General features: G+C 72.5%; 16 protein-coding genes. 6 read left to right on the forward strand and 10 right to left on the reverse strand.

The window, feature by feature from the left end:
• Positions 1–6 precede the first annotated feature (6 nt).
• Together D7223_RS10730 and D7223_RS10735 are read left to right on the forward strand one after the other, a co-directional pair.
• Entirely contained in the window at positions 7–558 is a 552-nt protein-coding gene (locus tag D7223_RS10730) for a type 1 glutamine amidotransferase domain-containing protein (RefSeq protein ID WP_120727688.1), read from the forward strand.
• Positions 559–661: 103 nt separating this feature from the next.
• Positions 662–2326: an MDR family MFS transporter gene (locus D7223_RS10735; protein ID WP_120727690.1), complete on the forward strand. Its 1665-nt coding sequence runs from the start codon at positions 662–664 to the stop codon at positions 2324–2326.
• Between the two features lie 186 nt (positions 2327–2512).
• Here D7223_RS10735 and D7223_RS10740 read toward each other — a convergent pair whose 3' ends face one another.
• Positions 2513–3004: an NUDIX domain-containing protein gene (locus D7223_RS10740; RefSeq protein WP_120727692.1), complete on the reverse strand. Its 492-nt coding sequence runs from the start codon at positions 3002–3004 to the stop codon at positions 2513–2515.
• A gap of 98 nt (positions 3005–3102) precedes the next feature.
• On the opposite strand from D7223_RS10740, the gene D7223_RS10745 reads away from it, so the two are divergent.
• On the forward strand, positions 3103–4737 hold the full coding sequence (locus tag D7223_RS10745) for a fatty acid--CoA ligase (protein ID WP_186832427.1): 1635 nt from the start codon (positions 3103–3105) through the stop codon (positions 4735–4737).
• A 187-nt stretch (positions 4738–4924) separates the two neighbouring features.
• Here D7223_RS10745 and D7223_RS10750 read toward each other — a convergent pair whose 3' ends face one another.
• From D7223_RS10750 to ku, 7 genes are all read right to left on the reverse strand, one after another.
• Complete coding sequence (locus tag D7223_RS10750) at positions 4925–5941, reverse strand: NADPH:quinone reductase (RefSeq protein WP_120727696.1); 1017 nt, start codon at positions 5939–5941, stop codon at positions 4925–4927.
• A gap of 76 nt (positions 5942–6017) precedes the next feature.
• Positions 6018–6683: an HAD family hydrolase gene (locus tag D7223_RS10755; RefSeq protein ID WP_120727698.1), complete on the reverse strand. Its 666-nt coding sequence runs from the start codon at positions 6681–6683 to the stop codon at positions 6018–6020.
• A gap of 32 nt (positions 6684–6715) precedes the next feature.
• Complete coding sequence (locus D7223_RS10760; protein WP_120728171.1) at positions 6716–7540, reverse strand: SCO6745 family protein; 825 nt, start codon at positions 7538–7540, stop codon at positions 6716–6718.
• 151 nt (positions 7541–7691) lie between these two features.
• Positions 7692–8351 carry an FKBP-type peptidyl-prolyl cis-trans isomerase gene (locus tag D7223_RS10765; protein ID WP_120727700.1) on the reverse strand — a complete coding sequence of 220 codons (660 nt, stop codon included), beginning with the start codon at positions 8349–8351 and terminating at the stop codon, positions 7692–7694.
• Between the two features lie 203 nt (positions 8352–8554).
• Positions 8555–8902 carry a thioredoxin gene (gene trxA, locus D7223_RS10770; protein ID WP_120727702.1) on the reverse strand — a complete coding sequence of 116 codons (348 nt, stop codon included), beginning with the start codon at positions 8900–8902 and terminating at the stop codon, positions 8555–8557.
• Positions 8872–9264 (reverse strand): MerR family transcriptional regulator, encoded by a 393-nt coding sequence (locus D7223_RS10775; RefSeq protein ID WP_120727705.1) that lies wholly within the window; start codon positions 9262–9264, stop codon positions 8872–8874. The genes trxA and D7223_RS10775 overlap by 31 nt, the downstream gene beginning before the upstream one ends.
• Positions 9265–9365: 101 nt before the next feature.
• Positions 9366–10376, reverse strand: coding sequence for a non-homologous end joining protein Ku (ku, locus tag D7223_RS10780; RefSeq protein WP_120727707.1), 1011 nt, complete (start codon positions 10374–10376; stop codon positions 9366–9368).
• 85 nt (positions 10377–10461) lie between these two features.
• Here ku and ligD (D7223_RS10785) point away from each other — a divergent pair, with 85 nt between their 5' ends.
• Together ligD (D7223_RS10785) and ligD (D7223_RS10790) are read left to right on the forward strand one after the other, a co-directional pair.
• Positions 10462–11403, forward strand: coding sequence for a non-homologous end-joining DNA ligase (gene ligD, locus D7223_RS10785; protein ID WP_120727709.1), 942 nt, complete (start codon positions 10462–10464; stop codon positions 11401–11403).
• Positions 11393–12304, forward strand: coding sequence for a non-homologous end-joining DNA ligase (gene ligD / locus D7223_RS10790; RefSeq protein WP_120727711.1), 912 nt, complete (start codon positions 11393–11395; stop codon positions 12302–12304). Before ligD (D7223_RS10785) ends, ligD (D7223_RS10790) begins: the two co-directional genes overlap by 11 nt.
• Before the next feature lie 45 nt (positions 12305–12349).
• Here the strand turns inward: ligD (D7223_RS10790) and D7223_RS10795 are convergent, their stop codons facing one another.
• Positions 12350–13393, reverse strand: coding sequence for a hypothetical protein (locus D7223_RS10795; RefSeq protein WP_120727713.1), 1044 nt, complete (start codon positions 13391–13393; stop codon positions 12350–12352).
• Between the two features lie 145 nt (positions 13394–13538).
• On the opposite strand from D7223_RS10795, the gene D7223_RS10800 reads away from it, so the two are divergent.
• A complete protein-coding gene (locus tag D7223_RS10800; protein WP_238161798.1) occupies positions 13539–14288 on the forward strand; it encodes a TIGR03089 family protein in 750 nt (249 codons plus the stop codon).
• A 6-nt stretch (positions 14289–14294) separates the two neighbouring features.
• Here D7223_RS10800 and D7223_RS10805 read toward each other — a convergent pair whose 3' ends face one another.
• Complete coding sequence (locus D7223_RS10805) at positions 14295–14684, reverse strand: hypothetical protein (RefSeq protein ID WP_120727717.1); 390 nt, start codon at positions 14682–14684, stop codon at positions 14295–14297.
• Between the last annotated feature and the right edge of the window lie 150 nt (positions 14685–14834).

Genomic DNA, 14834 nt, shown 5'->3' on the forward strand with positions numbered 1-14834 from the left:
ACCGACATGGCAACGACGACACTTCAGGGCAAGCGGATCGCCTTCCTGGCCGCCGACGGCGTCGAGGAGGTCGAGTACGTCCAGCCCCGCGAGGCGGTGGAGAACGCGGGCGCCACGGCGGAGCTGGTCTCGCTCGCGCCGGGTCAGATCCAGGGCTTCGACCATCTCGACCACGGCAAGACGTACGACGTGGACGTCACCGTGACCGAGGCGGACGTCGAACGGTACGACGCCCTGGTGCTGCCCGGCGGGGTGGCGAACCCGGACTTCCTGCGCTCCGACGCGGACGCGGTCCGGTTCGTGCGGGCGTTCTTCGACGCGGGCAAGCCGGTCGGGGTGATCTGCCACGGCCCGTGGACGCTGATCGAGGCGGGCGTGGTCCAGGGCCGGCGGATGACCAGCTGGCCCAGTCTGCGAACCGACCTGACCAACGCCGGCGCCCAGTGGATCGACGAGGAGGTGGTCACCGACGGCGGTCTGGTCAGCAGCCGCAATCCCGACGACCTGCCCGCCTTCTGTGCCGCGATCGTCGAGGAGTTCGCCCGGCCCCGCTCCTGACCCGTCCCGCGTCCCGACCCCGCCCGGCCTCGTCGATCACGAGGTCTGGCGGGGTTTTCGCGATGTGCGGGCATGTTCGCGGTCGGGAGGGAAAGAATGCGGGATGACCACCGAAGCCCCGGTACTGAACCGGCGTCAGATCCGGTTGCTCATGATCGGACTGATGACCGGCATGCTGCTGGCCGCGCTCGACCAGACGATCGTGGGTACCGCCCTGCCGACCATCGTCGGCGAGCTGGGCGGCATCAACCACTACTCCTGGGTGGTGACCGCGTACCTTCTCGCGTCCACCGCCTCGACCCCGCTGTACGGGAAGATGGCCGACCTGTACGGGCGTCGTCCGGTGTTCCTCTTCTCGATCGGCACCTTCCTGCTCGGCTCGCTGCTTGCCGGTCTGTCCCAGGACATGACCCAGCTGATCGTCACCCGGGGCATCCAGGGGCTGGGCGCCGGCGGTCTGATGACCCTGGCGTTCGTGATCATCTCGGACGTGGTGTCGCCCCGGGAGCGAGGTCGTTACCAGGGGCTCTTCGGCGCCGTGTTCGGCGTCTCCTCGGTGGCCGGCCCGCTGGTCGGTGGGTACTTCGCGGAGACCGACTGGCGGTGGATCTTCTACATCAACGTGCCGCTGGCGATCCTCGCCATCGTGGTGTGCTCCCGGGTGATGCGGCTGATCCCGTTCACCCGCCGCGACCACTCGGTCGACTGGCTCGGTGCCGGGCTTCTGGTGGCCGGGGTGAGCAGCCTGCTGCTGGCGCTGAGCTGGGGCGGCAACGAGTACGCCTGGGGCTCCGGCGTGATCATCGGGCTCTTCGTGGCCGGTGCGGTGCTCGGGGTGCTGTTCGTCCTCCAGGAGGCCCGGGTGGCCGAGCCGATCCTTCCGCTGCGGCTGTTCCGCAGTCCCACGTTCGCGCTGGCCAACTCGGCCGGCTTCGTGCTCGGTCTGGTGATGTTCGGGTCGATCATCTTCATCCCGCTCTACCTTCAGATCGTCAAGGGCGCCTCACCGACCCGCAGTGGTCTGCTGATGCTGCCGATGATGGCCGGCATCATCGTCACCTCGGTGCTGACCGGGCGGGCGATGAGCCGGATCGGCCGGTACAAGTGGTTCCCGGTGGCTGGGGCGGCGGTGCTCGTGGTCGGGATGCTGCTCTTCACCCGGCTGGAGGTGGACAGCTCGCTCTGGGCGGCGTTCGGCTTCATGGTGGTGATCGGTGTCGGGCTGGGCCTGTGCATGCAGTCGCTGATCCTCGCGGTGCAGAACGCGGTGTCGATGCGCGACCTGGGCGCCGGCACCTCCTCGGCGACGTTCTTCCGGTCGCTGGGCGGTTCCTTCGGGGTGGCGATCCTCGGCGCCGTGCTCACCTCCCGGCTGAACGGTGAACTGGCCGACCGGCTGCCCGGAGCGGTCGCCCAGTTGCCGCCGGAGCAGCGGGCGGCGGTCGGGGGCGGTGGCGCGGACGTCTCGATCAACGATCCGGCCACCATCCTGGCGCTGCCCGCCCCGGTCCGCGCCGCCGTGCAGTTCTCCTTCGTCGAGTCCCTGCACCTGGTGTTCCTGACCACCGGACTGATCGCGATCCTGGCCGTCCTGGTCACGCTCGCCCTGCCCAACGAGAAGCTGCGCGGCGCCGGTCCGGAGGGCGCCACCGGCGGCACCGACGGCCTGGGCGGCGAGGCTCCGGCGGCGGGCGGCAAGCCGCTGGCCAAGGAGTCGAAGGCGGAGGCGGCCGCGGACATGGAGTCGAAGAGCCAGACACTGCTCTGACCGGCACCCGGCGGAGCCCGGCGCCACTGCCCGGGTGTGGGCGGCCCGCCGGCACACCCGCCCCGCACACCCTTTGCTCTGCTTCAACGGACGCACCCCTTTCGTGCCGGGACCGGTGCGTGGGTTGAAGCAGAGCAAAGGGTGCCGCAGGTGTGGGTGGCCGGGGCGGGGCGGGGCGGGCGGGTGCTACTTGAGGAGCAGGCGATTGGTCTGCTCGAAGACGTCGAGGTCGGCGAGGGTCTCCGGGACGCTGGCCGACAGCGGGCCGGGGAGCTGGTGGCGGGGGAAGAAGCCGGCGTCGATCGTCTCGTCGGTGACCCGGAGCAGTTCGCCGTCCCACTCCTCGACCTGGAACGCCGTGGTGAAGATCTGGTAGGTGTGGCCGTACATGTTGGTGCTGGTGCGGTCCGGCCCGGTGTAGAGGGCGAAGGCGCTGACCCGCAGGGCGCGCAGCCCGGTCTCCTCGCGGACCTCACGGACCGCGCAGTCCGCGATCGACTCGCCCAGCTCCATCGCGCCGGCCGGCAGCGCCCACTGGCCGTTGTCCGAGCGGCGGATCAGCAGGACACGTCCGGCGGTGTTCCGCACCACGGCCCGGGCGCCGACGAACATCAGCGTCCGGTCACCGGCCAGGGCGCGCAGCTGCCCGACGTACGACTCCGCCCAGGAGATACTCACCCGGACAATTTACGAGGACCGCGCCCCGACGTTCGGGATTCCGGGGTTCCCAACGTGTGACCGGCGACACTAGCTTGTTACCCATGCGTAGCACGATGATGGACGCCCCGTTGCAGGTCTCCCGCATCCTCACCCACGGCACCACCGTGCACGGCACGGCCGAGGTCGTCACCTGGACCGGCGCCGAGCCACGCCGGATGACCTACGCGGAGGTGGGCCGGACCGCGGCCCGGCTGGCCCACGCGCTGCGTGCCGAGTGCGGCGTCACCGGCGACGAGCGGGTGGCGACCTTCATGTGGAACAACAACGAGCACCTGGTGGCCTACTTCGCCGTGCCGAGCATGGGCGCGGTGCTGCACACCCTCAACATCCGGCTCTTCCCGGACCAGGTCGCCTACATCGCCAACCACGCCGAGGACCGGGTGGTGCTGGTCGACTCGACGCTCATCCCGCTGCTGGCCCGGGTGATCGGCGAGATGACCACGGTGCGGCACGTGGTGGTGGTCGGCGGTGGTGACCCGGCCCCGCTGGTCGCGGCGGCCGGCGACCGGATCGCCGTACACCACTGGGACGCCCTGCTGGCCGACCGGCCGGACACCTACGACTGGCCGGAGCTGGACGAACGCGACGCTGCCGCGCTCTGCTACACCTCCGGAACCACCGGCAACCCCAAGGGTGTGGCCTACTCGCACCGGTCGATCTATCTGCACTCGTTGCAGATCTGCATGCCGGAGGGCTTCGGGCTCGGGCCGACCGACCGCGAACTGGCGATCGTGCCGATGTTCCACGCGATGTCCTGGGGGCTGCCGTACGCGGCGTTCCTGTCCGGCGCGTCGCTGATCATGCCCGACCGCTTCCTCCAGGCCGCCCCGATCGCCGACATGATCGTCGCCGAGCGGCCCACGCTGGCCGGCGCGGTACCCACCATCTGGAACGACCTGCTCGCCCACCTGGACGGCCACGACGTGGACACCTCCTCGCTCAAGGAGGTGATCGTCGGCGGTTCGGCCTGCCCGCCCGCGCTGATGCACGCCTTCGCCGAGCGGCACGGCATCGAGGTCATCCACGCCTGGGGCATGACCGAGATGTCTCCGCTGGGCTCGGTGGCCCGCCCGCCGGCCGGGGCGACCGGTGACGAGGCCTGGCGCTACCGCTACACGCAGGGGCGGATCCCGGCCGGGGTGGAGGCGCGCATCGTCGGACCGCTGGGCGAGCCGCTGCCCGCCGACGGGACGTCCGTCGGCGAGCTGGAGGTCCGTGGGCCGTGGGTGACCGCACGGTACGTCGGGGACGACGTGCCCGACGAGGAGAAGTTCCGGGACGGCTGGCTGCGTACGGGCGACGTGGGCACCCTGTCGGCGGACGGCTACATCACCCTGACCGACCGGGCCAAGGACGTGATCAAGTCCGGCGGCGAGTGGATCTCCTCGGTGGAGTTGGAGAACGCGCTGATGGCCCACCCGGACGTGGTCGAGGCCTGCGTGGTGGGCGTACCGGACGACAAGTGGGGCGAGCGTCCACTGGCCACGGTGGTGCTCCGGGAGGGCGCCACGGCCGGTGCCGAGGACCTGCGCGAGTTCCTGGCCGGCTCGGTCGCCCGGTGGCAGTTGCCGGAGCGCTGGGCGGTCATCGACGCGGTCCCGAAGACCAGCGTCGGCAAGTTCGACAAGAAGGTCGTCCGTTCCCGGTACGCCGAGGGCGGCCTGTCCGTACGGGAGTTGGCGGTCCCGTAACGTTTTTCGGCGCACCGTCGCCGGTGAGGGTAGGGGGCAACCCCTCTAACATCCCTCCCCAGAGGGCGGCCCCGGCGTTCGCACCGCGCCGGGGCCGCCCGCTTTCTGCGGGGCGACCCGCAACGTCATTCTTGCGAAAGTTGTTCGCCTCTGCCCCGATGACGGGGAAATTCGTCCGGTTCTGCCGTCACTGCTCGTCGGTGGTGCTGATCAGCACCTTGCCGACCGCGCCGTTCTCCACCGCCTCGTGCGCCGCCACGGTCCGCGCCAGCGGGTAGCGGTGCAGCGGAAGGCCGGCATCCTCCCCGACCCGTACCGCGCCCTGGGCGACCGCCGCGGCCACGTCGGCGAGGGCCTGCGCCTTCGCCGCCTTCGGTTCGGTGTAGACGAGGACGAACTGCCACCGTGCGTTGTGCGTCATCAGCGGCCGGATCGGCAGGGTCACCGTGTCGCCGCCGTCGTCGGCGTACACGCAGGCCGCGCCGCCGTGCCGCAGCAGCTGCGCGTCGGCGGCGGCGTTCTGGGTGGCGGCCACCTCGACGATGGTGTGCACCCCGTCGGGGGCGATCTTGCGGACCTCCTCGACCACGTCCTGTTCCCGGTAGTTGATCACGAAGTCGGCGCCGGCCGCCGCCGCGAGCTGTGCCTTCTCCGCGCTGCTGACCGTGGCGATGACACAGGCGTCGGCCCAGCGGGCGAGCTGGATCGCGGCGTTGCCCACCGCACCCGCCCCGCCCTGCACCAGCACCGTGTGGTCACCGAGCGCGCCGGCGTGCAGCTTCTCCGGCATGTACTCACCGGCGGTCAGGCACCGGTGCGCGGTCAGGAACGGGATGCCCAGGGACGCGCCCAGGTCGAACGAGGCGTCACCGAGGCGTACCGCCTGACGGACCGGGACCACCGTGTACTCGGCGGCGGTGCCCCACGGCCGCTGCCAGGCGGCCTCCCAGATCCACACCCGTTCGCCGATGAGCTGCGCGTCGACGCCCGCGCCGACCGCCTCGACCACGCCGGCGCCGTCCTGCCCGGGGATCTGCCACCCGGCCGGCAACGGCCACTGGCGGCGGCCCTTCCAGTCCGTCGGGTTCACCCCCGACACGGCCATCCGGACCAGCACCTCACCCGGGCCCGGCTCGGGTACCGGCCGGTCCACCAGTTGCAGCACCGAGGCGTCGCCGGTGCGCTCGTACACGATCGCCTTCATCGGAGTCCCCTCACCTGCGACCCGGCGGGGCCGTTGCGCGGTCCGCCGTCGGCTGCGGTACCCGGCCCGCTCGCGCTCATGCCCGGGGCACCCGGAGATCGTGCACCGTCTCCGGGGTCAGCTCGCCGATCCGGCCGAGGACCACCGTCGCCGCGTCCTCGGCGTCCGGGTCCAGCGGGTACGCCCCGTGCGGCACCGCCACCACCACCATGCCGGCCGCGGCGGCCGAGCGGACCCCGTTGGAGGAGTCCTCCACGGCGACGCAGCGGGTCGGGTCCACCCCGAGCTGGGCCGCCACCTCCAGGTAGACGTCCGGCGCCGGCTTACCCCGCGCGGTCTGCTCGGTCGACAGGGTCGCGCCGAACGCGTCGGTCAGGCCCGTCGCGTGCAGCGCCGCCGCGATCAGCCGGGTCGGCGACGAACTGGCCAACCCCAGCGGCCACCGTACGGCCAACCGGCGCACCACGTCGTCCGCGCCGTCGATCAGCGGTACGCGGGCCGCGTACCGTCGGGTCATCTCCTCGACCACCTCGGCGGCGACCTGCTCGGCGGTCCGGTCGACGCCCAGCTCCCCGCTCAGGTACTCGGCCCACTCGCCGGTGCTCATGCCCATCAGCCGGCGCTGGGTGTCCGGTTGCCAGGTGCCGCCGTGTGCCGCCACGTACGCGCGCCGGACCTCCTCCCAGACCGGCTCGGAGTCCACGATCACGCCGTCCAGGTCGAAGATCACCGCATCCGCCACGGGACCCATCCTGCCCGACCGGCGTCCTCCGGTCAGCTCCGCAGCGCGGGCAGACCGATCGGGCTGTCCGCCGGGATGACGGTGTGCGCGGCGCGGGCGATCGGCTCCAGCAGCTCCCGCAGCCGGTCGACGCGGTCCGCGCCGAGGACCCGCCACGGTCGCGCGGCGGCGACGTCGGTGGCGTCCTCGACCGCGTCGAACGTGGTCCGACCGTGGGCGGTCGGCTCGCCGTCGGCGGTCAGCCAGCCCCGCCCGGTGAGCCGGTCACGGGCCGCCGTCCACTGCTCCTCGGTCCAGCCCCGGCCGAGCAGATTCACCGGATCGGTGCCCAGCGCGACCTTCCAGGCCAGCGTCTCCGCCGGGTCGAGGCCGGCGGCGACCAGCGCCGCGATGTGCCCGTCGCCCCGATGCTCGCGCAGCGTGGTGGCGGCCTGCCAGAGCCGGGCCAGCGGGTACTCACCGCGCGGCAGGGCGGCGTTCGCCGCACCGAGCACCCGGCCGGCGGTGTCCACCTCCCCGGCGGCGGCCTCCAGCAGCTCGGCGGCCTCGACCAGGTGCGCCTCGGGCAGCTCGTAGGTCAACTCGGCGAGCGCCTGCACCGCCCCGGTGAGCCGGGCCCGCAGCGCCTCCTCGGGCGTGGCCAGGCTCCACACCGACGGCAGTGCGCGGGCGACCATCGGCGGGGCGAAGCTGAAGAACGCGGCGACCACCGGCGCGGCGTCGACCGCGCCCAGCGGCGCGGCGCGGCCGGCGAAGTAGCCCCGCCAGTAGCCTCGCAGCCCGATCGCCTCGGTCGCCGCGCGGGAACGCGGGTGGAAATAGGTGACCGCGTGCACCGGCTCGTAGTGCGTCCACATCAGCCGGGCGGTCTGCCCCAGGTCGTCCAGCGCCGTCACGTCGCCCAACCTACTGCCGCCGGGTGACGGGCCGGAAGCCCTCTGTGGGCAACTGCATCACGATCGGCCGACGCGCCGGCCCCGACGACGGGAACCGGCGCGTCGGGCGGAGTCACTGCGCGGCGAGGATGTCCACGACGAAGCGCAGCGGACCGGCCGGGCGACCGCCGGAGGCGTCCTTGCCGTACGCCAGCTCGGCCGGGATGTCGAGCTGCACGCGGCTGCCGACGTTCACCCCGACCAGGCCCTGGTCCCAGCCCGGGATGACCTGGCCGACGCCGATCGGGAAGCTGGCCGGCTCGCCCCGGCTCCACGAGGAGTCGAACTCCTTGCCGTCGGCGTAGAACACGCCCACGTAGTTGGTGGTGATCGTCTGGCCCTTCTTCACGGCCGGGCCGGTGCCCTTGATCAGCGGCGTGACGACCAGCTTGGACAGCTCACCCTCGCCCGCCTCGACCGTCGGCTGCGTGTTCAGCGCCGGGTCGGCACCCTCCGGCAGCGGCGCACCCGCACCCGCGGGGGCGGCCGACGCCGACGCCGACGCCGACGGGGCGCCCGTCGGAGCGGACCCGGCCTGGTCGGCGGCGTCGTCGTCGCCGCCACGGCCGACGATCACGAAGACGGTGATCAGTACGGCCACCACCGCGACACCGGCGAGTCCACCGGCCCACGCCTGCCGGCGGCGCTTCGCCTCGGCCGCCTTCTGCTCGGCGAGCTGGGCGGCCAGTCGCCGCTCCGACTTCTGGGCCCGGTTCTGCGTACGCTCGCTCACGGCGTCGACTCCCTGCTCGAAGGTGGGTGACCGGCATCCGGGTGCCGGGGGAAAGGCCGACGCACACGGTACCCGGCCGGACGCCCTTCGTGCCGCTCCGGCCACCGCCGAATGTCCGCTTCCCGCCCCGGGATCACGCCCGGCCGGGCGGCCGAGCCACCCGCCCGGCAGAACATTGCCTGACGGGTCGCTCGGCCGGCGGCTCAGCCCGCCAGGTGCCGGCTCAGGGACTGGCGCAGGTGGTGCTTCGGGCGGGCTCCCACGATCGACCCGACGACCTCGCCCCGGTGGAACACCAGCAGGGTGGGTAGTGACATGACACCGTGGGCGCGGGTGGTCTCCGGATTCTCGTCCGTGTCGAGGGTCGCCACGATCATCCGGCCGGCGAACTCCTCGGCGAGCTCGGCCAGGCTGCGGGAGATGGCCGTGCAGGGCGGGCACCACTCCGCCCAGAAGTCCACCACCACCGGCCGGTCGGCGGCCAGCACCACCGAGGCGAAGGTGTCGTCGGTGACGACGGTCAGCGAGCCGGTCCGCGCAGTCTCAAGCATGTTTCCTCCCGAAGGGCGATGGCGTGGGTGAGCTGGTCCCGCAACTCCTGCCGGACCGCGTGCAGCCGCTCGATGCCGGCGTCGACCTCGGCCAGCTTCCGGCGGAGCACCGCCACCGAATCGGGACAGACGTGCCCGGACGTGTTTCCGGCGCGCAGGCACGCCACGAACGGGCGGATGTCGTCGAGGCCGAAGCCCACCGCGAGCAGCGCCCGGATCTCACGTACGACGTGCAGCTCGGCCTCGTCGTAGACCCGGTAGCCGTTCGCGGAGCGGGCCGCCCGGACCAGCCCGTGCGTCTCGTAGTAGCGCAGCGCGCGGGTGCTCGTACCCGCCCGCTCCGCCAACTCGCCGATCAGCATCCGACCTCCCTCGCCGGTGGCGTCGCGACCGACGCTAGACCTTGCCACCGGCGTCAAGGCAACCGTCGTCGCCGCGCGACCGCGGGGACCTTCCGGACACCTCAGGCGGTCTTGCGGGGGGCCTTCTTCGGGGCGGCCTTCTTGGCCGGGGCCTTCTTCTCCGCCTCGGCGGTCTTCTTCGGGGCGGCCTTCTTCGCCGCCGTCTTCTTCGGCGCGGTCTTCTTCGCCGGGGCCTTGGCGGCCTTCTTCTCGGCGGCCTTCTTCTGCGCCGAGCGCGCCGACGAGATCGGCGTCGGCTCGCCGCCACCGCCACCGGTGCGCTCGGGTGCCTCGCCGCGCGCCGCCCGGGCCCGTTCCACGGACGCCTTCAGGGCCGCCATCAGGTCCACCGCCGCCGCCGGGGCCTCCTCGACCTCCTCCGGCTGGACGACCTCGCGGCCCTCCACCTTCGCGTCGATGACCTCCTGCAACGCGGCCCGGTAGTCGTCGGTGAAGGCGTCCGGCTCGAACTCGCCGGCCATCGAGTCGATCAGCGAGCTGGCCATCGCCAGCTCCGGCGGGCGCACCTTCAGGTCCTCGTCGAGGAAACCGAAGTCCGGTTTCCGGATCTCGTCCGGCCAGAGCATCGTGTTGAGCAGCAGCACGCCCTCGCGGACCCGCAGGGTGGCCAACTGTTCCCGTTGGCGCAGCGCCACCTTGACGATCGCCACCCGCTCGGAGTCGGTCAGCGCGTCACGCAGCAGCACGTACGGCTTGGTGGCGGTGCCCTCCGGCTCCAGGAAGTACGCCTTGTTGTAGAGGATCGGGTCGACCTGCTCGGCGGGCACGAACTCCAACACGTCGATCGCCCGTGAACTGGTCAGCGGCAGGTCGGCGAAGTCGTCGTCGGTCAGGATCACCATCTCGCCGCCACCGATGTCGTACCCCTTGGCGATGTCGTCGTAGGTGACCTCTTCGCCGCAGATCTGACAGGTGCGCTTGTAGCGGATCCGACCGCCGTCCTCGCGGTGCACCTGGTGGAAACGGATGTCCTTCTCCTCGGTCGCGGAGTAGAGCTTCACCGCGATCGAGACCAGCCCGAACGAGACCGCCCCCTTCCAGATCGCCCGCATCTCGTACTCCCTTCCCCGGTATCGACCATGCTCGCATCCGATCGAACTCCACGCGAGGTGTTCGGCCGGCTACTACAGTCGGATCGTGCCCGGCGCGCCGCTCAAGCCGATGCTCGCGATGACCGGGCAGCTCCCGGCGGGTGCCGGCTGGGCATTCGAGTTCAAGTGGGACGGGGTCCGGGCCATCGCCGACATCTCCGGCGGCCACCCCCACCTGTACGCCCGTTCGGGTGTGGAGATCACCGCCGCGTACCCGGAGCTGGTGCCGTTGGCCGAGCAGGTCGACGACGTGCTGCTCGACGGCGAGGTGGTGCTGTTCAACCAGACCGGCCAACCGTCGTTCACCGCCCTGGCCGAGCGGATGCACGTGCGGAACGCGGCGAAGGCGGCCCGGCTGGCGGCGAGCATCCCCGTCACGTACATGATCTTCGACGTGCTGCGGCTGCGCGGTACGGACCTCACCGGCCGGCCGTACCACGAGCGGCGGGCGGCGCTGGACGGCCTTGGACTGGGCGCGGCCCGGTGGGCGGTGCCGCCGGTCTTCCCGGACGGCCCGGCCACCTACTCCGCGGCCGGCGAGCACGGCCTGGAGGGGGTGATGGCCAAGCGCGTCGACTCGGTGTACCGGCCCGGGGTGCGCTCGCCGGACTGGGTGAAGGTCAAGCTGGAGGTCACCGGTGACTTCGTGGTCGGGGGCTGGCGACCCGGCGCGCGGAAGATCGGCGGTCTGCTGGTCGGCGTGCCCGGCCCGGCCGGCCGGCTCACCTACCGGGGACGGGTGGGCGGCGGGATCGGCGCGGCGATCGAGCGGGAACTGCTGCGCGAGCTGGAGCCGCTGCGGACCGGCGCGTCGCCGTTCGCCGGGGACGTGCCGCGCGAGGATGCCCGGGGGGCGATCTGGGTAACTCCCCGGGTGGTGGTGGAGGTGAAGTACGGCCAGCGCACCCCGGACGGCCGGCTGCGCTTCCCCCGGGTGCTGCGGCTGCGGCCGGACAAGCCCGCCGAGGAGGTCGAGGATGCCGGGTGAGCGGCTGAGGGTGGACGTGCAGGGCCGGTCCCTGGAGCTGTCCAACCTGGACAAGGTCCTCTTCCCGGAGGTGGGTTTCACCAAGGGCGAGGTGATCGACTACTACACCCGGATCGCCCCGGTGCTGCTGCCGCACCTCTCCGACCGGGCGCTGACCCGGATCCGGTTCCCCAACGGGGTCACCGGCGGGTCGTTCTTCGAGAAGAACGCCCCGGCCGCGACCCCCGACTGGGTACGGGTGGAGACCCTGCCCGCGCCCGGCTCGACGAAGGGGCGGGAGACCATCGACTACGTCGTCGCCGACGACCTGCCCACCCTGGTCTGGCTGGCGAACCTCGCCGCGCTGGAACTGCACACGCCGCAGTGGAAGGTCGGCGAGCACCCGGACCTGATGGTGGTCGACCTGGACCCGGGTGCGCCGGCCACGCTGCGGCAGTGCTGCCAGGTGGCGGTGCTGATGCGGGACCGGTTGGCCGCCGACGGGATCGACTCGTACCCGAAGACGTCCGGCAAGAAGGGCATGCAGCTCTGCTGCCCGATCAGCGGCACCCAGGACGCCGATCTCGTCTCCGGCTACGCCCGGCGGATCGCCCAGGAGCTGGAGAAGGAACACCCGAAGCTGATCGTGTCGCGGATGGCGAAGAACCTGCGGCCCGGGAAGGTCTTCATCGACTGGAGCCAGAACAACGCGGCGAAGACGACGGTCGCCCCGTACTCGCTGCGGGCCCAGGCGGCACCCTCGGTGTCGACGCCGCTGACCTGGGACGAGGTGGCCGCCGGGGCGGCCGGGAAGCGACCGGCGACGAAGCCGTACACCGCCTCGGAGGTGCTGAAGCGGGTGGAGCGGGACGGCGACCTGCTCGCGCCGCTGCTCACCGCCGGCCCGCAGCTCCCGGCGTAAGGAAGGGCCCCTTCTTAACGCCTCCGGTAGAGGAAGGGCCCCTTGTTAACGCCCGCACTCCGCCGGTGCGGGCGTGCCCGCGCGCGACGACGGCGGGCGGCGGTGCAGGCGGGCGGACGCGCCGGTGAGCAGGGCCAGCGCGACCACACTCACGGCCACGTCGCTGACCAGTGCCTCGGTGCGGGAGGCCGCCGCGTACGGCGGGATCAGGTAGGCCAGCGTGGACGCCCCCAGCAGCGCCCCGCCGGCACCGGCCAGCACGTGTCGCTGCCGCCATCCGGTGCGCCCGGACCACCGGGCCAGCACCGTCACCAGCAGGGCCGCGACGGCGACCCACCCGGCCACCGCGGGCCAGCCGGAGACCAGGTTCACGCCGACGTACGCGATCAGCACGGCCGTCACCACCCACCGGGCCCGCGGCGCCGGACGGGCCCCGGCCCGCGGCGGCCGGCGACGCCAGCGGGGCAGCGCCGCCGCCGCGACCAGGGCCAGCACCACCACCGCGGCGCCGACGAGTTGCCCGGGTGCGGCCACGAAACCCTTCCGCCCGGAGTCGTCGGAGAAGATCAAGAGGCTGCCCGCCAGGTAGAGGGCGACCGTCCCGACCAGGCCCGGGGTCCGCAGCCAGGGCCGCTGCCGCCGGGCCGGGGAGAGGTACGACTCGACGACCGCGATCGGCGCGCAGATGGTGAGCGCGACGTGGTTGCCCAGGTAGCTGAGCGCCTCCTGGGCGCTGATGCCGAGCACCGGCACCCGGGTCCGGTCCGCCGCCTGGAGGTCGGCGAACTCGGTGTCGGCGAGGAAGTCGGGGTTGAACAGGGACTGGTCGACCAGACCGGCCTGCGCCACGCCGAAGGCGGCGGCGAGCAGCACGATCATCGGCCACCCGCCGCCGGTACGCCGGGCCGCCTCCCGGATCAGCAGCGCCGCGCCGCCGTACATCGGGGCCAGCACGACGATCACGAAGAGCATGTCGGTGACCGCGAAGCCACCCCACGAGCATTCGGCCGCCCACGGGGCGAGGAAGAGGAGCGTCACCGCCGGTGCGAGCCGTCGCCAGCCGGCCGGAGCGCCGTGTGGATCGGTCATCGTCGTGTTCCTCCCCCCGGGTTCCCCCACCGTGCCGGGCCGGGTGGCGGCGGCGATACGGCTGTCGGACTACCGGACGTCGACCAAAGTCGACGGGTGGCACCGATAGGGTGAACTGGCCGTACCGCCTGTGGGGAGATGTGCCGTGACCACTCACGTTCCCGTGCCCGCCGGTCCCGACGGGATCACCGCGACCGTCGAGCCGCTGCTCACCTACCTGGACGACGCCACCGGTGAGCGCGTCGACCTGGGCGCGAGCGAGTTGGGCGACTGGGCGGCCCGTTGCGCCGGGCTGCTGCGTGACGGCTGCGGCCTGGCCCCTGGCAGCCGGGTGGCGGTGCTGCTGCCGCCGCACTGGCGTACCGCCGCGGTCCTGCTGGGTGCCTGGTCGGTCGGGATGGCCGTGTCGTTCCGGCCGCGCGCCACCGCCGGGTTGCCGGTGCTCGAGCCGGGCGGTGACCGGCCGTACGACGCGGTGTTCGTGACGCCGGAACGGCTGGACGACTGGTTGGAGGACGTACCCGAGGGGGCGCACCGCTACCTGGTCGGCACCGGGCCGGTACCGCGCGCCGACGTGCCGGCCGGGTGGCTGGACTGGTCGACCGAGGTGCTGCGGCACGGCGACGACGCACCCGCGTACGCCGCCGTCCGCGCGTCGGACCCGGCGACCCCGGACGGCACCAGCTACGGCGCGTGGGGGAGTCTCGCCGCCGAGGTCGCCGGGCAGATCGGCCTGCGGGCCGGTGACCGGCTGCTGGTCGACGCGACCGAGCACGAGCAACCACTGAAGTGGCTGCTCGCCCCGCTGTCCGCCGGCGCGTCGGTGGTCCTCTGCGCGGACGCCGCGACCGCCGCCGCCCACCGGGCCGCCGAGCGGGCCACCCACGTGCTCTGAGCGGCGCTACTCCCAGCCGGGCCCGCGTCGGTCACCGGTGGGTGGGATGAGGGCCCGCATGTGCGGGTTGTACTCCTCCGGCGGCTCGCCGGCCTCCCAGCGGCGGATCATCTCCGGCAGATGGTCGAAGAACTCGGCGAACTCCGGGTCGCGGTCGCGCACCCCTACCGCCGCAGCACGGACCGCGCGGTAGAAGACCTCGCGGTTGTCCGGTGCCAGCTCCCGGAGGTCCACGCTGGTCAGGCCCATGCCCCGGATTTTCGCCCGCTGGTCGAGCAGCCAGCTGCGGAACGGCCCGTCCGGCAGTTCGGCGGCCAGGTATTCCAGCGCCAGGTCGATGCCCCGGTTGCCGCCGGCGAACGCGCGGCCGTCCTCCAGGATGATGAAGCCCGCCATGGGGACACCCAAGCAGCAGGACCCCCGCGCGGCAATCCCATTCGGTGCTCGAACCCCTCAACAGCGTCCCTGGAAGCCCTGCCGTTACACGGGTAAAAGCCCTGCTCGTAGGCCCTTTTGCCGGTGCTCGGCACGTGTTCTCATACCGAG

Source organism: Micromonospora endolithica (assembly GCF_003626595.1).
Lineage (GTDB): Bacteria > Actinomycetota > Actinomycetes > Mycobacteriales > Micromonosporaceae > Micromonospora > Micromonospora endolithica.

Excerpts from the sequence above, each read along its gene's own strand:
- D7223_RS10730 (WP_120727688.1), top strand. The coding sequence starts at position 7 with ATGGCAACGACGACACTTCAGGGCAAGCGGATCGCCTTCCTGGCCGCC.
- D7223_RS10735 (WP_120727690.1), top strand. The coding sequence starts at position 662 with ATGACCACCGAAGCCCCGGTACTGAACCGGCGTCAGATCCGGTTGCTC.
- D7223_RS10745 (WP_186832427.1), top strand. The coding sequence starts at position 3,103 with ATGGACGCCCCGTTGCAGGTCTCCCGCATCCTCACCCACGGCACCACC.
- D7223_RS10750 (WP_120727696.1), bottom strand. The coding sequence starts at position 5,941 with ATGAAGGCGATCGTGTACGAGCGCACCGGCGACGCCTCGGTGCTGCAA.
- D7223_RS10760 (WP_120728171.1), bottom strand. The coding sequence starts at position 7,540 with ATGTGGACGCACTACGAGCCGGTGCACGCGGTCACCTATTTCCACCCG.
- trxA (WP_120727702.1), bottom strand. The coding sequence starts at position 8,902 with ATGCTTGAGACTGCGCGGACCGGCTCGCTGACCGTCGTCACCGACGAC.
- D7223_RS10775 (WP_120727705.1), bottom strand. The coding sequence starts at position 9,264 with ATGCTGATCGGCGAGTTGGCGGAGCGGGCGGGTACGAGCACCCGCGCG.
- ku (WP_120727707.1), bottom strand. The coding sequence starts at position 10,376 with ATGCGGGCGATCTGGAAGGGGGCGGTCTCGTTCGGGCTGGTCTCGATC.
- ligD (WP_120727711.1), top strand. The coding sequence starts at position 11,393 with ATGCCGGGTGAGCGGCTGAGGGTGGACGTGCAGGGCCGGTCCCTGGAG.
- D7223_RS10795 (WP_120727713.1), bottom strand. The coding sequence starts at position 13,393 with ATGACCGATCCACACGGCGCTCCGGCCGGCTGGCGACGGCTCGCACCG.
- D7223_RS10805 (WP_120727717.1), bottom strand. The coding sequence starts at position 14,684 with ATGGCGGGCTTCATCATCCTGGAGGACGGCCGCGCGTTCGCCGGCGGC.